Consider the following 15731-nt stretch of genomic DNA (forward strand, 5'->3'; position numbering starts at 1 on the left):
CCTCCGGTGCGACCACAGAAATGGGGCCTGTCCATGACTTCACTGCAGACGGCCGACGGCGCGGCTCAAACCGCCGGCGCCGGGCACGGCGGGTCGGCGGAGGGTGACGCGCGGCGCGCACGGGTGGACGTCCACCACCACTACACCGCGCCGGAGTGGATCGACTGGGCGGAGAAGCAGGACATCGTCGATCGCAAGCACCTGCCGCCCTGGACGCAGTGGGACGTCGACCGCGCTCTGACGTTGATGGACGGGGCGGGAATCCGGACCAGTGTGTTCACCGTCGCGATGCTCGGGCGCCTGCAGGATCCGAAGCTGCGCAAGGAGAGCGCTCGTATCGCCCTGCAGGCCGCCGGAGACCTGGCCGACAGCCATTCGGGCCGCTTCGCGTTCTACACCCCCGTCTTCCTCGACAGCCCCGAACTCTCGACGTGGTCGCTCGGCTACGGGATGGACGACCGAGGGGCCGTCGGGGTCAGCGTGCGGACCAGTATGAAGGGCCTGTACCTCGGGCATCGGTCCCAGGACAGGATCATGGCGGAGCTCAACGAGCGCTCCGCCGTGGTCAGTACGCATCCCATGGAGGTCCCCGGCGGGGAGGGGGACCTGCCGGGTGTCCCGCCGTACCTGTGCGACTTCCTGATGGACACGACGCGTGCCGGGATCAGCCTCATCATGAACGGGACCCTGGACCGCTTCCCGAACATCACCTTCATCCTGCCGCACGGAGGCGGCTTCCTCCCGTACATCGCGAGCCGGCTCGAGGTGTTCGGAGGCCATCTGACACCGAAGGTGGAAGCCGCCCGCGTGCGCGACCATCTGCATCGCTTCTACTACGACACGGCAGGTCCCATGTCGCCCTCTGCGACGCCGAGCCTGCTGTCCGTCGTGGGCTCCTCGCGGATCCTCTACGGCAGTGACTGGCCTCCCACCCCGGCCCACCTGGTGACGGGCGTCACCGCACCCGCGCTCGACAACGACCCCGCCCTGGACGAGGGACAGCGTCGCAGCATCAACCGCGACAACGCCCAGCGCCTGCTGCCCGCACTCGCCGGAGACCGGCAGCACGTCTGACACCGCACGCCCGGCGTCCGCGGATCACAACGCGCGGACACCGGGCGGCAGTTCGCCGGCGCTCAGGACCGCAGGAAGTCGGCGAGGCCCTCCAGCAGCCGGTCGACGTCGGTGGAGTCGTTGTACGGCGCGAGGCCGACCCGGAGCCCGCCGGTGTCCCCGAGGCCCAGCCGGCGGGATGCCTCGAGAGCGTAGAAGGACCCGGAGGGCGCGCTGACACCGCGTTCGGCCAGGAAGCGGTAGGCGTCCACCGTGCTGCGGTCCTCGAAGGTCATCAGCAGGGTCGCAGTACGGTCGGCCGCCCGTGAGTGCACGGTGACCTGCTCGAGCTGGGACAGTCCCTTGTCGAGCTGCGCCCTCAATGTCGCCTCGTGCGCCTCGAGTTGTTCGAAGGACGACGTCAGGCGTGCGCGCCGGGTGCCGGCGGCGTCGGGGTCGAGCCCGGCGAGGAAGTCCACCGCGGCACGAGTGCCGGCGAGCAACTCATAGGGCAGCGTGCCCAGTTCGAAGCGCTCCGGCACGGTGTCGGCGGAGGGCAGTAGCTTATCCGGGTGCAGGGTCTCCAGCAACTCGGGGTCGGCGGCGAGAACGCCGAGGTGCGGACCGAGGAATTTGTACGGCGAGCAGACGACGAAGTCGGCACCGAGCTGTTCGAGGTCCACCAGCGAGTGTGCGGCGTGGTGCACGCCGTCGACGTGGAGCAGGGCCCCGGCCTCGTGCACCAGACGGGAGACGGCGGGGATCGGGGGACGGGTGCCGATCAGGTTGGAGGCCGCGGTGAGGGCGACCAGCCGCGTGCGCTCCGACAGGACGGCGCGGATGTCCTCGGCGGTCAGTTCACCGGTCGTGGGGTCGAAGTCGGCCCAGCGGACGACGGCTCCGGCCCGTTCCGCGGCCTGGACCCAGGGTCGGATGTTGGAGTCGTGGTCGAGGCGGGTGACGACGACCTCGTCCCCGGGCGCCCACCCCTTGGCGAGGCTGCGCGAGAGGTCGTAGATCAGTTGGGTGGCGCTGCGCCCGAAGACGATCCCGGACGCTTCCGCGCCGAGCAGGTCCGCCATGGCGCGGCGGGACTCCGTGACGAGGGTCTCCGCGTTGCGCTCTCCGGCGGTTCCGTGGCCACGGTTCGACAGAGGCCGGGCGAGTGCGTCGGTGATGGCCTGGATCACGGGCTGAGGGGTCTGGGTGCCCCCGGGACCGTCGAAGTGGGCGGTGCCGGCGGCCAGGGCGGGGAACTGCGCGCGGATGCCGGTGATGTCGTAGCGCACGGAGGGCTCCTGTCCAGGGCTGGAAGAGACATGGCTGTGCCGGCGGCGTCCGATGCGGAGCCGCTGCACACATGGCATGAAGGTAGCCCAGGAGGCCGGTGGCACAGGGGGCCGGTGGCCGGGCGCCGCGACCGCCGGGCGGGAGGGCGCGCCGTGAAAGAACCGCGGGGACCGGATGTCAACAGGCAGGTGCATCGACCTCCGTGCCCGTCATCCGCCCTACGAGATCCAGCCAGGTGGCCCGGATACGGTCGGCGGGAATCCCGCGGTCGCGCATCAGACGGTCCCACAGATCGATGTCGGCGAAGGCGAGCAGGGCGAAGGCGAGCATCTCGGGGTCCCCGCCGCCGCCCGCCTCCCGCAGCAGCGCCGTGACATGGCCGTGGAAGGCGTGGTGGATCCGGGAGGCGCTACGGCGTTCGCAGTCCACGTGGCGTACCAGCGCCATGCCCCGGTCCGTGGTGCATGTGGCGCGGTCGAGCAGGGCGCAGCCGAAGGCCGCCAGCCGGTCGGCCGCGGACACTCCCGGTCCCAGCGGGGGAGGGCCCGAGGTGTAGGCCTCCTGGAACGCCTCCTCGGCCTCGTCCAGGAGGGCGAGCAGCAGCCCGTCCCGATCGCCGAACCGCCGGAAGAGTGTGCCCTTTCCGACGCCGGCCGCCTCCGCGACCGCCTGCATCGTCACCTGCCCGGCGCCGCGTTCGGCCACCAGCCGTGCGGCCGCCTCCAGCAGCCGGGCCCGATTGCGTGCCGCATCGGCCCGCTCGGTCGCCGGACCCGGTGAGGGGACGGTCATCGTCCGCTCTCCGGCACCAGCCTCACGTACACCGCGGCGTCCTCGATCCGTACCGGGTACACCGGGACGGCAATCCGCGCGGGCGGGTCGAGGGGCTTGCCGGTCCGCAGATCGAAGCGTGAGGCGTGCAGCCAGCATTCGATCGTGCAGCCGTCGACCTCGCCCTCGGAGAGCGCGACCGCGCTGTGCGAGCACACGTCGCGGATCGCGAAGACCTCCTCCTCGGCATGGACGAGGGCGAAGGGAACGCCGTCCACCTCGAACCGCCGGGGGACGCCGTCCTCCAACTCGTCGAACGGGCAGACGTATGTGTAACCGCTGTTGGGCATGGCTCACCTCGGCCGGGCGATGGCAGTCGATTCGCGACATCCCGTTCACAGGGGTGCATCGAGCGGAATCCCGGCCCGGAGCGGCACATGTGATCGTTGGGCTGGGTCGACCCTAGCGACCTGCTCCGGGTCCGGCCTCCGACCCGGGTCGGGGCCGGCCTCGGTAGTTCGGCCTACGTCCGGTGGCGGCGGCCGGGCCGATGTGCTGTGCGGGCGGCCGGGCTCGCCCGGTGACCCCCGGGTGTCCGCCCTCACAGCACCTTGCGCTGGACGAGGGCCGCGAGGACGAGCGCGCCCGGCAGCAGGGGCAGCCAGACCGTCAGGACGCGATAGCCGATGACGGTGGTCGTCGCCAGGCCCATCGGTGTGCCGTAGGCGACCAGGGTGAACACCATCGCCGCGTCCACGGGGCCGATTCCGCCAGGTGCGGGTACGGCCCCGACCGCGGTGCTGGCGGCGAGGAAGGCGAAGACCACCTGCGTCCAGGACAGCGTCATCCCGAGCGACGTCCCGAGTGCGGCGATCACCGTCGCCTGGAACACCGGTGCGGCGGCCGACCCGCCCCACAGGGCCAGGACCCGGCTGGGCATGGTGTGCAGCAGTCGCGCGTCGGTCAGGGCGGTCTGCACGAGGCCGAGCGCCGGGCGGCGCAACTGCCGTACGACCGTCAGAAGCACGGCGGCGACGACGAGCACGATCGCGGTGACCCCCACCGCGAGCAGCACCATCCGTCCGTCCGGGACGAGTTCACCGAGCCTGAGCATCTCCGGGAAGGCCACGAGGAACACCAGCAGCACCAGTGTCTTCGCGATCGGCTTGACCAGCGAGTACAGGGCGAGCGAGGCGGTGGCCCTGGTGAGGGGTATGCCACGGCCCTGGAGGAAGCGCAGGGTGACGGCATGGGCGCCGATGCTCGCGGGCAGTACGTGGTTGGCGGCGCCCGCGGCGAACTGCGAGGCGAGCAGCAGCCCCGGCGGAAGCCGTTCGGGCACGGCGCCCTGGCGGACGACCGCGGCGGTCAGCCAGCCGAGGCAGGTGAAGACCACCGCGACCAGCAGCCACCAGGGGTCGGCGGAGGCGAGCCGGGCCGCGCCGTCGCGCACCGCACGCCAGTCGGTCGCGGCCCACGCGCCGATCAGCAGGAGCGGAAGCAGACTCAGGGCCCGGCGGGCGAGACGACCAACCGAGGGGGAGCGGAGGGGGGCCGGGAGCGGTCCGGGGACTTCTTCGAGCGGCAGCAGGGACACGGCGCACGTCGTCCTTCCGCGTCGCACCGGCTGATGCGCGGCGGACGGATACAAGGCGAGGCATGGGGACGGCGGAAACCTTCCCTGTGGGCGTGACCGCACGGTGTCCATCAGTCGACGCAGCGTGGGCAGCCGGGCGACGTCGAGCGGCGGCTATCGCAGGTTCCGGTGCGAAACGGCGGGGCGCCGGACGGGCGGGCCGGCCGCGGGCGGCGCCGCGTGGCCGGCCGTGACCGCCTTGCGCTGGATCACGACGAGCGCGGCGTCGTCGCCGAACGTGCCACCGCAGAAGTCGAGGATGTCGCGGCGGACATGGTCGACGAGCCCGGCCGGAGTGCCCGTGTCCGTACAGGCGGCGACGCGGTCGGCGAGAGGGTAGAAGCCGTCGCCCCCGGCACGGGCTTCGGAGACACCGTCGGTGTAGAGCACGAGCATGTCCCCGGGGCGGAAGGCGAAGGTGTCGACGGCACCGTGCGGTGCCCGGGGGAGACACATGCCGATCGGGATCGAGTACCGCCGGGGGCCGAGTACGGTGACCTGCGTGTCGCGCAGCCGCAGCGGCGGCGGGTGCCCGCAGTTGAGGATGTGCACCTCGGGCGCGTCGTCCGGGATGTCGATCAGCACCGCCGTGACGAAGGACTCCTCCGCGTCGGTGCCCTCCTTGACGGGCTGGGACAGACTCCAGCACACCGTCGCCTCGAGTTCGCTCCGCAGGTCGGTGAGGGCCGGCTCGCGATGTGCCGCGGTCCGGAACGCGCCCAGTACGAGAGCCGCGTCCTCGATGGCGGGCAGGCCTTTGCCCCGGACGTCTCCGATGAGCAGGCGCGTGCCGCGCCGGGTGGCCACGGCCGCGTACAGATCACCGCCGATGCGGGCCTGGTCCGTGGCCGCCGCGTAGGCGCTGGCGATGCGCAGAGTGCCCATCCGCTCGGGCAACGGCTGCAGCACGACCTGTTGAGCGGCCTCGGCCACCGACCGCACCTGTCTCAGTTCCGCGGTGTGCCGTTCCCGCAGCCGGCAGAAGATCACGGTGAACGCGCTGATCACGACCAGTGCGATGAGCTGGCTCTCGTGGTTCGAGGTGAAGACGCTGGTGCGTATCGCGGAGAGCAGCACGAGAGCCACGATCGAGAGGGCGCCGATGGCCGCCGTGAGTCTGGAACCGCCGAACGACGCGGTGAGCGCCGGTGCGACCACCAGCAGCGGCCCGAGGTGAATGTTCTGCGGCGAGAGGATGTCCGCGACCGTGATCGCCACGATCAGGGCGAGTGGAATCACCACGAGGCCTCGGTACGACGTCCGGGCCCAGCCGCCACCTTTGTGACGCTGCGATCGCATACTTCATGGATACACCCGGTCGCGGCCACGTGGCATGTGGCTCATTCGGAGTCGGAGGGTGGAGCGAGCGGTCCGTGGTGCCGCAGGAGGGCGTAGCCGACGCCGATGCCCACAGCCAGCGGCCACTCGAGGGCACCGACCACCGCGAGCGCGCCGAGGCCGGCGTACAGCGGCAGGCCGCCCTTGGCGGGGAGAACGCGGCGCACGGCCGTGACGGGAAGGGCCGCGACCTGCTGCACGGCCCGGGTGGCCGTCTCGCCGAGCGGCGGGACGGTGAGAGTGAGGCTGCGCCCCCCGTGTGAAGCCCCGGGGCTTGTCTTCGGCGACGTCGGCCTCGGCCCCGCGGCGGGCCGCTGCGGCGTCTTCGCCCTGGGTGCGGGGCGTGAGGTGCTCTTGCTCCGCGTGGCCGGGCTCTTGCTGCGTGTCGCCGCGCTCTTGCTGCGTGCGGACGGGCGCTTCTCGACGGTCTTCGGCGTGGTCACGGTTCACATCCGTTCGTGGGTCCGGGACTTCGCCCCCCAACGAGGCACAAGCTACCCGCGGGGCAGGGAGCCTGCGAGCCAGGAATCCATTCGGCTCAGCTCGCCGGGCGGTGGCGCGGGAGGCGGGTCAGGATGAGCGGAATTGGACGAGGAACCGGCCCGTCCGGGGAGGTGACACACGATGTCGCTGCTGTCCGGAGTGCGTCTGCCGTTGCCGTTGCCGACCGTGCCACCGCTGCCCTGGGGGTTGGCCGGCGGTCTGGCCGCCGGCGTGCGCGGAGCCGCGGACGTGACCGCGACGCTGCTGGGAATCGAACGGCGGGACGTGTGGTCCCGTCCAGGGCGCTGCCACATCGAGGCGCGCGGGGTACGAGGACCCAGCGGGACCTGGGTCGGCCGCGTCGTGGAGCACGCGCTGGAGCAGCATCCCGGCGTCCTGTGGGCGCGGGTGAACGCGCCGGCCGAGCGGGTCGTCGTCGAACTGGCCTCGCCACCACCACCGCTGCGGGAACTCGTCGAGATCATCGACCACGCGGAGTCCCACGGGGCCGCCGCCATCGGGGGATCGGGCCTGTTCGACGGGTGGTGCCCCGAGCCGCATCACCCGTCGGAGGCGCCCGGCAGACGCCCGGCGCTCCCGGTTCTCGCGGCGGACGTGGCGGGTCTGCTCCTCACGGCAGCCACGCGGCTGTCGCCGTGGACACCTCTGCCCGCCGAGGTGGGGGCGCTCGCCACGGCCGTGCAGCAGCATCCCTGGCTGCGCCGTGCGGTGCTGCCGGGCCTGAACGCGCAGGACAGCCGCGGATCGGTCGTTCCGGTGCTCAATGCCTTCGTCCAGGGTGTGGCCACGCGCGGCGGCGGCCTCGTGCTCGACGTCGCGCAGCGCGTGGCGCAATGGCGCGAGGCGAACGCGGCACTCGACGCATGGGTGGAGGCGGAGCCCCGGCTCGTGCGGGGACCGCAGGACGCACAGGCCGAGCCGATCGTGGTGGAACGGCCGGCGGTGCACGAGGACGTGACCGCACGCTACGCCGAACGGGCCATGGGGGCCGCCGCGGCCGTCGGTGCCCTGGTCATGCCGTACGCGGGCCCCCGGCGGGCGCTCGCGGTGGCGCTGTCGGGCCTGCCGAAGGCGCCGGAGGCCGGGCGTGAGGGCTTCGCCGCCACCCTCGGCCGGTATCTCGCGCTGCGCGGCGTCGTGGCCATGGACCGCAGTGCGCTGCGCCGCCTCGGGCAGGTGGACACCGTGCTTCTCGACGTGGACGTGCTGCGCGGTGGCCGGCACGAACTGACTGAGTTGGGACTACTCGGGGGCACTGAGCCCACGGAGGTCTCCGACCGGCTCTTCAGCCTGTTCGATCCGGCCGCCCCCGGTCGGATCCGGCATGACGAGGACGGCTGGGTGCTCGGTCCGCTCGAGGACCTCGAGCTCACCGGCCGCACCGGGCGGCGGCATGCGGACCGGATACGGAGCCGGGGCGGTGAACTGGTACTGGGCCTGGCCTTCCGGCGCCGTCTGACGGCCGTCGCCGGCGTGGCGGTGCAGACGCTCCCGGGCGCCCAGGCCCTGGCGGCGGCGGCCCGTCGGTCCGGGATCCGGGTGGTCCTCGCAGGCGACCAGCCCTACCCGGAGCTCGGCTTCGTCGACGCGATGGTGCCCGGGGGGAACGATCTGGTGGCGTCGGTCCGCGCGTTGCAGGCGGACGGCGCGGTGGTGCTGCTGGTGTCCGGGAACCGCCGGGCTCTCGGGGCCTCCGACTGCGGCATCGGGGTCCACCGCGAGGGCGAGCCGCCCGCCTGGGGCGCGCACCTGCTGGTCGGCACCGACCTCGACTCGGTCGCGCTGGTCCTGAGCGGTGTCGGTGCGGCCCGGCAGGTCGACCGGGACAGCGCGGTACTGGCCGCGAGCGGCAGCGGAATCGGCGCGGTGGCGGCGATGCGGGCACCGGCCGGCGAGGCGTGCTCGCGCGGTCAGGCGGCGTGCAACACCGCCGGCGGCGTCGCGTTCGGCCTGGGAGTCTGGCGGGCCAGGCAGTTGTGCTCCCACCCCATCACCCCGTCCGTGGAGACCGTGCCCTGGCATCTCATGCCGCCCTCCCGGGTCCTCGACCGGCTGCGCACAAGCGGCGAGGGGCTGTCCGACGAAGAGGCCGCGACACGGGCCAAGGGCGGTTCGGGGTCCGCCACGACACCCGGGACCACACTGCTGTCCGCGTTCGTCGAGGAGCTGGCCAACCCGTTGACACCGGTGCTGGCCGGTGGCGCCGCCCTGGCCGCTGCCGTGGGCTCGCGGGCGGATGCCGCGCTGGTCGCCTCCATCACCGCCACATCGGCGCTGGTCGGCGGGTTCCAGCGAGTGCGGACCGAACGCGCCCTCGCCGAACTGACCGCCCGCTCGGCGGTCGGGGCGCGGGTACGGCGTGGGAGCCGCGAGCAGATGGTCACCGCCGAGGACCTGGTACCCGGCGACATCGTCCTGCTCAGGCCCGAGGACGTCGTGCCGGCCGACTGCCGGCTGCTGGAGGCCGACGGGCTCGAAGTCGACGAGTCGTCGTTGACCGGCGAGGCCCTGCCCGTGCCCAAGAACCCGGCTCCCGTGGTGGCCGCGCATCTCACCGACCGCCGTTCGATGCTCTACGAGGGCACCACCGTCTCCGCGGGGGAGGCGCTCGCGGTGGTCGTGGCCACGGGCGCCGCCACCGAGGTCGGGCGCACCATGGCCACGGCACGGGAGGCGGCACCCGTCACCGGGGTCGAGGCGCGGCTGTCGTCGCTGACCAAGGCGAGTCTGCCGGTGGCGACGGTCTCCGCGCTGGCGGTGGCCGGAGCCGGGATGCTGCACGGCCACCCGCTGGCCCAGAGCCTGGCGTCGGCGGTGAACCTGGCGGTCGCATCCGTCCCCGAGGGGCTGCCGTTCCTCGTCAACGCCGCCCAGCTGGCCTCCGCCCGACGGCTGGCCGACCACGGCGCGCTGGTGCGCAATCCGCGCACGATCGAGGCGCTGGGCCGGGCCGATGTGCTGTGCTTCGACAAGACCGGCACGCTCACCGAGGGGAATCTGCAGCTCGCGGCCCTCAGCGACGGGGACCGTATGCTCCCCGTCGACCGGCTCGGCGCGCCGCACAAGGCGATCCTGGCGGCCGCGCTACGGGCCACGCCCGCCGCCCGGCAGTCCGAGCCGATGGCCCATCAGACCGATCGGGCCGTGGACGCGGGCGCCCGCCGGGCACGGGTGCCGGCCGGCCGCGGCGCGCCCCGCTGGCGGCGCACCGACACCCTTCCGTTCGACCCCTCCCGCGCCTACCACGCCACGGTGGGCCGCACCGAGGACGGCATCCTGCTCAGCGTGAAGGGCGCCCCGGAGACGGTGCTCGAGCGTTGCAGGCTCAGGCGCCTGGACGGCGCCGAGACGTTGCTCGACCGATCCGGACGCGGCGCGCTCACCGCGGCGACCGAGGAACTCGCGGGTGCGGGACGCCGTGTGCTCGCCGTGGCCGAACGCACCATGCGACCCGGTGAGGAGCTCACCGACGACGCGGTACAGGACCTGGTCTTCCTCGGATTCGTGGTGCTGGCCGACCCGGTGCGCCCCGGCGCCGCCTCGGCCACCGCCCGGCTGCGCGCGGCCGGTGTGCACACGGTTCTGCTCACCGGGGACCACGCCGCCACCGCCGAGGCCATCGCGGCCGCGGTCACCGGCGATCCGGACCAGACGGTGTGCACCGGACCGGAGTTGGACGACCTGGACGACGACGCGCTCGACGTGCTGCTGCCCAAGGTGGATGTGATCGCCCGGTGCACCCCGCGCCACAAGGTCCGTATCGTCCAGGCGTTCCAGCGTCTCGGACGGGTCGTGGCGATGACCGGTGACGGCGCGAACGACGCCCCCGCCATCCGTCTCGCCGACGTCGGCATCGCCCTGGGGCGGCGGGGCACGCCCGCGGCCACCGCCGCGGCCGATCTGGTCATCGGTGACGACCGTCTGGAGACGATCGTCACCGCTCTCACCGAGGGCAGGGCGATGTGGGCCTCGGTCAGGACGGCGCTCGCCATCCTGATCGGCGGCAACCTCGGCGAGGTCACCTTCGGAGTGCTCACCTCCGCGATCGCGGGCAGCTCACCGCTGAGCGCACGCCAGATCATGCTGGTCAACCTGCTGACCGATCTCGCTCCCGCGCTGTCCATCGCCGTCCGCACCCCGGCCGAGAGCACGGGCGAGCAACTGCTGGAGGAGGGTCCCCAGCAGTCGCTCGGCACCGCGCTCACCCAGGAGATGCTCCAGCGCGGGCTGACCACCGCCCTCGGCGCGGGGCTCGCCTGGACGGGCGCGCGCTTCACGGGCACACAGCGCCGTGCCGCCACGGTGGCGCTGGCCGCGGTGGTCGGCACCCAGCTCGCACAGACCCTCATCAGCGGCGGTACGGACCGTCAGGTGCTGGCCGCCACCATCGGCTCCGCCGCGGTCCTGGTCGGGATCATCCAGACCCCGGGCATCAGCCAGTTCTTCGGGTCCACCCCGCTCGGGCCGGTGGGCTGGGGCATCGCCCTGACGGCCATCACCGGCGCCATGCTGCTGCATTCGGCGTTGAAGCCGCTCTCGTGCCGCCTGGCCGGAATCGGCCTGCTGAACGCGGAGTCCGCGGAGAGCGACGCCGGCGGCTCCGCACCGCCGCAGTCGGCCGCGACCGCCCTCGCCATGGTCCCCCTGACCTGGCTGGGCGGCGCGCTGTCGCGCCTGGGTGTGTCGGTACCGGGTCTCGGACCGTCGGCCGGCCCGGACACAGATCTGCCGTAGGCCCGCTCGGGCACGACGGCCACCGGTGGTTCGGGAGCGGCCGTGCCACGCAGACGGGAAGCCGCCGTCGGCAGTCGGGGATCCGACTGCCGACGGCGGCTTCCGTCCGGCCCGTTCGCGCGCCCGGCTCAGGCCGGGCTGTTGCGCAGCTCCGTCAGCGTCGCCGCGGTCAGCGGTCGAGGGCTGTGGTCCGGATCGACGAGGACGACGGTGCAGTCGGCCGTGTGGGTGAGGGCGGTGGTGAAGCTGCCGTCGGCGAACTGGGCGAGCGGGCCACGTGGAGAGCGGCCCACGGCGACGGTGCGGGCGTGGACGTCCGAGGCGTGCTGGGCCAGCACGCGACCGGCGGTCGCGTGGTCCCCGACGCTGGTGAGGATCTGGCCGGTGGCGGGGATGCCGTGTGCCGCGAGCCGGTCGAGGTGGACGGTCACCGCGGCGCGCGCCTGCTCGGTGTCCTCGGTGTCGACTGCCTGTTCCTCGACGACGGCGGTCTGCTGCACATGGACGACCTCCAGCGGGCTGCCTGCGTCACGGGCGAGCTGTGCCGCGGCGTCGACGATGACGGCGGCCCGGTCGTGTGCGCCGACGGCGACGATGAGCGGAGGTGTGCCGGGCGCGGCCGCGGCGCCGACCGGGGTGAGCGTCGCGGTGACGGGCGGTCCGTCCACGGTCTGCTGTTCGGCCCGGCGGAGCAGGCCGTGCCCGGTGGCCAGGACGGGGATGGCGAGCACGAACGTCGCGGCGCCGACGTAGAAGGGGACGCTCAGGTCGGTGGCGTCGGCGAGCTTGCCGGCGACGTAGGGGGCGAGGCCGCCGCCGATGAAGCGCAGGAAGCCGTAGGCCGAGGAGGCAACGGGACGCTCGACGGGGGAGACGAGCATGACGGCCTGGGTGGTCAGGGTGTTGTTGATCCCGATGAAGGCGCCGCTGACGATGACCGCCACGATGACCACGCCCGGAGTGCTGACACCGGTGGCGATGACGGCCATCACGATGCCGAGTCCGAGCAGGTTGGCGTACAGGACCGGGGCGGTGCCGTAACGGGCCTGCAGGCGCGGCGCGAAGAAGACGCTGAAGGCCGCGACCAGCAGGCCCCAGCCGGTGAAGACCAGGCCGAGCTGATGCGCGTCCAGCTCCATGGGGTAGGGGGCGTAGCCGAGCATGGTGAAGAAGCCCCAGTTGTACAGCAGGGCCATGATGCCCATGGTCAGCAGTCCGCGGTGGCGCAACGCCTTGAGCGGGGCCAGGGGCGAGGTCCGGTGTTGCGGTTTGGGCAGGGAGGGTACGAAGGCGATGGTCGCGGCCAGGGCGATCGCCATGAGGACGGCGACCCCGAAGAAGGGGCCGCGCCAGCTGATGGCTCCCAACTCGCCGCCCAGCAGCGGGCCCACGGCGATACCGAGGCCCAGGGCCGTTTCGTACAGGATGATCGCGCCGCCGAAGCCGCCACTGGCCGAGGCGACGATGACGGCCAGTGAGGTGGCGATGAAGAGCGCGTTGCCGAGCCCCCATCCGGCGCGGAAGCCGACTATGCCGTTGATGGAGCCGCTGGTTCCGGCCAGTGCGGCGAACACGACGATGATGACCAGGCCTATGACCAGGGTGCGCTTGGCGCCGAAGCGGCTGGAGACCCAGCCGACTATCAGCATCGCCACCGCGGTGACGATCAGGTAGCTGCTGAACAGCAGGGAGACCTGGCTGGGCGTGGCGTGCAGGCTCTCGGCGAGGGCGGGCAGGATCGGGTCGACCAGTCCGATGCCCATGAACGAGATGACGCAGGCGAACGCGACGGCCCAGACGGCCTTGGGTTGTTTGAACGGGCTGGCGGCCGTCCCGTGCGATGCACTCATTGCAGTGTTCTCTTTCGAGCGGAGTCGTTGAGTTCGAGCGGTGTCGGGAGTGCGCGTGATGGGAGTGAAGGAGGCAGGGTTCAGGAGCGGGCTTGGCGCTGCTGGATCGCCCGGGCGAGAGCCGGAAGTGCGGCCTTGACCGCACGCTGCTCGGGACCGGTCAGTTCCTCGACCAGTTCCTGCAGCGCCTCGGCGTGCTCGGTGCGGCGCTGCCGGAAGACCTCGAGGCCGGTCTCGGTGGCCTGGACCAGTACGCCTCGCCCGTCGCTGCTGTCGGCGACGCGCCGCACCAGACCGGCGCGCTCCATACGGGTGACGAGCTGGGTCATGTTCGGCTGGGAGACCCGTTCGGCACGGGCCAGTTCGGTCAGCCGATACGGACCTTCGCGGCTCAGTCGGCCCAGGGCGGACGCTGCCGCGATGCTCAAGCTCGCGGTGGTGGCGCTGGAGCGTACATAACGCACCAACTGCTCCACCGCGATCATCAGGTCCTCGGGTGATGCCGCGGGGGTCTCAGGGTCCATAACCCGATTATGCATAACCGCATTATGCATCTAGGTGTAGTGCGAAACAATAGTTCTGTCGGGTCGGGTCGGGCCGATGGGGCCGTGGCCTGTTCGCCGGCGTCCCGAGGCCGGAGCCGGAGGGGCAGGGGCTTCTGGAATAGACAGACCTGTCTGTTAGTTTGTGCGTGTGCCCGAGCGTTGTCGGGCCCCGCACGGAACGAGGTGGCCGTCATGCCCGCGACAGTGAAGCGACTTCCCGCCCGGGAGCGGATCCTGAGCACGGCCGGTGAACTGTTCGCGGCGCACGGGCTGCGCGGGGTCGGCGTGGACCGCATCATCGCGGACTCGGGCGTCGCCAAGGCCACCCTGTACGCGCACTTCCCGTCCAAGGACGCGTTGGCGGCGGCGTATCTGAGCCGTACCGACGACTCCTGGCGCGGCAAGTTGCGCCGGGCGGCACTCGCCGCGGGAGGCGACCCCCGTGAGCAACTGGTCGGCATGTTCGACGCCGTCGCCGAGTCCTACCGCCGCCACGGATTCCACGGCTGCCCGTTCATCAACGCGGCCGCCGAGAGCGAGCCCGGCAGCGCGCCGTACACCGTGACGGTCGAGCACAAGCGGTCCGTCCGCGACTGGGTGCGCTCCCTGGCCGAGGAGGCCGGCGCCGAGGACCCGGACGAGCTGGCGCTTCAGCTCACGCTGCTCATCGACGGCACGCTGGCGGCGGGCAAGCTCGAGCAGAACCCCGCCATGCCGACGGCCGCCAAGGCCGCGGCGCGCGCCCTGGTCGCCCTGGCCGTACCCGCCGGCCGCTGATCCCCGACCTCGCCCCCGGCCCGGCGCCGGGGGGCGGCCCGACCCCTCGACAAGACAGACCTGTCTGTCCGAAAGGAAAGACCGACCATGACAGTCCGCACCCTGGTCCTGCTCGCCCATCCCGACCTGGGCCGGTCCCGGATCAACTCCGCGCTGGCCGACGCCGTACGGGACCTGGACCATGTGACGCTGCACGACATCCACGCCGCCTACCCCGACCGGGTCATCGATGTGACCGCCGAGCAGCGACTGGTGCGCGAGCACGACGTGATCGTCTTCCAGTTCCCCTTCCACTGGTACTCCGTCCCGGGTTTTCTCAAGCAGTGGCTGGACGAAGTGATGCTGCGCGACTTCGCCTACGACTCCGGGCCGCTGCTCGGGGGCAAGACCCTCCAGCTGGTCACCTCCACCGGAGGTGTGGAGGAGGCCTACCGCCCCGGCGGCTTCCATCGCTTCACCATGGCGGAGCTGCTGCGGCCGCTGGAACAGACGGCGCACCGCATGGGCCTGGCGTACGCGGAACCCCTGGTCCTGCACGATGCGCGCGGCACCGGCGACGAGGAGCTCGCCCTGCACGCCAAGCGCTACCGCGAACTCCTGGCGAGCCTCGGCTGAGCGCCGCCCGCCGCGCCCTCGGTCGCCGAGCCGGGCCGGGGGAGGGGCCCGGATACGCGATCGACGTTCCGCACACGGCCGCACGGACGGGCGTCCGGCCGCCGACGACGGGACGGCGCTCCCACCCCCGCCGCCCGCGCGGCCGGCAGGCAACGAGCCGGGCCGTGCAGTGAAGCTGCACGGCCCGGCCGAAGGCGCCCCGAGGGCGGGTGGTCAGCGGCGGCGCCGGGTGACGCCGGGCAGTCCCACCATCCGCCAGATCCTGACTTCACGCACCAGCCCGGGCATCTCCCTGAGCAGCACGGCGGTCGCCAGGCCTGCCACGAGCAGCGCCTCGGCGATCAGTACTCGCTTGGCCATGTTCGTACTCCTAGGTCGTCGTCCGCGGTCGTGGGTGCCGTGTCACCCCGGGGGGAGATTCGGCATGGTCCTCGCGATCGCGTTGTGCTTCCTCCAGTGGACTCCGGTCGAGCGCCGCGCGTCGGCCGTCCCGTCCTTGTGATGTCCGGTCTGACGGCTGTACGGGCCCAGGTTGCCCTGGTGCAGTCCGGAGACGTGGGTCGGTGTGTCGGGCCGCACGTCCGGCTTGCCCACTCGGATGCTTCCCATCGTCCGCTC

14 protein-coding genes are annotated in these 15731 nt (G+C 72.4%); 4 read left to right on the plus strand and 10 right to left on the minus strand.

What is annotated here, in order from left to right; all coding sequences use genetic code 11:
- Positions 1-33: 33 nt before the first annotated feature.
- A complete protein-coding gene (locus RCR19_RS35305; RefSeq protein ID WP_331268814.1) occupies positions 34-1074 on the plus strand; it encodes an amidohydrolase family protein in 1041 nt (346 codons plus the stop codon).
- Between the two features lie 62 nt (positions 1075-1136).
- Here RCR19_RS35305 and RCR19_RS35310 read toward each other — a convergent pair whose 3' ends face one another.
- The 6 genes from RCR19_RS35310 to RCR19_RS35335 all read right to left on the minus strand — a co-directional run bounded on the left by RCR19_RS35310 (position 1137) and on the right by RCR19_RS35335 (position 6531).
- Positions 1137-2342, minus strand: coding sequence for a cysteine desulfurase-like protein (locus tag RCR19_RS35310; RefSeq protein ID WP_331268815.1), 1206 nt, complete (start codon positions 2340-2342; stop codon positions 1137-1139).
- A gap of 178 nt (positions 2343-2520) precedes the next feature.
- Positions 2521-3135 carry a helix-turn-helix domain-containing protein gene (locus RCR19_RS35315; protein ID WP_331268816.1) on the minus strand — a complete coding sequence of 205 codons (615 nt, stop codon included), beginning with the start codon at positions 3133-3135 and terminating at the stop codon, positions 2521-2523.
- A complete protein-coding gene (locus RCR19_RS35320) occupies positions 3132-3464 on the minus strand; it encodes a non-heme iron oxygenase ferredoxin subunit (protein ID WP_331268817.1) in 333 nt (110 codons plus the stop codon). The genes RCR19_RS35315 and RCR19_RS35320 overlap by 4 nt, the downstream gene beginning before the upstream one ends.
- Positions 3465-3715: 251 nt before the next feature.
- Positions 3716-4711, minus strand: a complete 996-nt coding sequence (locus tag RCR19_RS35325; RefSeq protein WP_331268818.1) for a lysylphosphatidylglycerol synthase transmembrane domain-containing protein — start codon at positions 4709-4711, stop codon at positions 3716-3718.
- Positions 4712-4864: 153 nt separating this feature from the next.
- Positions 4865-5992 (minus strand): PP2C family protein-serine/threonine phosphatase, encoded by a 1128-nt coding sequence (locus RCR19_RS35330; RefSeq protein ID WP_331268819.1) that lies wholly within the window; start codon positions 5990-5992, stop codon positions 4865-4867.
- 98 nt (positions 5993-6090) lie between these two features.
- Complete coding sequence (locus RCR19_RS35335; RefSeq protein ID WP_331268820.1) at positions 6091-6531, minus strand: hypothetical protein; 441 nt, start codon at positions 6529-6531, stop codon at positions 6091-6093.
- Positions 6532-6712: 181 nt separating this feature from the next.
- Here RCR19_RS35335 and RCR19_RS35340 point away from each other — a divergent pair, with 181 nt between their 5' ends.
- Complete coding sequence (locus tag RCR19_RS35340) at positions 6713-11326, plus strand: cation-translocating P-type ATPase (protein WP_331268821.1); 4614 nt, start codon at positions 6713-6715, stop codon at positions 11324-11326.
- A gap of 128 nt (positions 11327-11454) precedes the next feature.
- On the opposite strand, the gene RCR19_RS35345 is transcribed toward RCR19_RS35340, so the two are convergent.
- Together RCR19_RS35345 and RCR19_RS35350 are read right to left on the minus strand one after the other, a co-directional pair.
- Complete coding sequence (locus tag RCR19_RS35345) at positions 11455-13176, minus strand: MFS transporter (RefSeq protein WP_331268822.1); 1722 nt, start codon at positions 13174-13176, stop codon at positions 11455-11457.
- An 80-nt stretch (positions 13177-13256) separates the two neighbouring features.
- The gene (locus RCR19_RS35350; protein WP_331268823.1) at positions 13257-13700 is read right to left on the minus strand and encodes a MarR family transcriptional regulator; all 444 of its coding nucleotides are present in this window, start codon (positions 13698-13700) and stop codon (positions 13257-13259) included.
- Positions 13701-13913: 213 nt separating this feature from the next.
- Between RCR19_RS35350 and RCR19_RS35355 the strand changes: the two genes are divergently transcribed.
- Both RCR19_RS35355 and RCR19_RS35360 read left to right on the plus strand, forming a co-directional pair.
- Complete coding sequence (locus RCR19_RS35355) at positions 13914-14498, plus strand: TetR/AcrR family transcriptional regulator (RefSeq protein ID WP_331268824.1); 585 nt, start codon at positions 13914-13916, stop codon at positions 14496-14498.
- Between the two features lie 87 nt (positions 14499-14585).
- The gene (locus tag RCR19_RS35360) at positions 14586-15113 is read left to right on the plus strand and encodes an NAD(P)H-dependent oxidoreductase (protein WP_331268825.1); all 528 of its coding nucleotides are present in this window, start codon (positions 14586-14588) and stop codon (positions 15111-15113) included.
- 213 nt (positions 15114-15326) lie between these two features.
- Here RCR19_RS35360 and RCR19_RS35365 read toward each other — a convergent pair whose 3' ends face one another.
- Positions 15327-15473, minus strand: coding sequence for a hypothetical protein (locus tag RCR19_RS35365; RefSeq protein WP_181922964.1), 147 nt, complete (start codon positions 15471-15473; stop codon positions 15327-15329).
- A gap of 42 nt (positions 15474-15515) precedes the next feature.
- Positions 15516-15722 carry a hypothetical protein gene (locus RCR19_RS35370; RefSeq protein ID WP_059130863.1) on the minus strand — a complete coding sequence of 69 codons (207 nt, stop codon included), beginning with the start codon at positions 15720-15722 and terminating at the stop codon, positions 15516-15518.
- Positions 15723-15731 lie beyond the last annotated feature (9 nt).

The organism is Streptomyces sp. WAC07094 (assembly GCF_036320405.1).
GTDB lineage: Bacteria > Actinomycetota > Actinomycetes > Streptomycetales > Streptomycetaceae > Streptomyces > Streptomyces lannensis.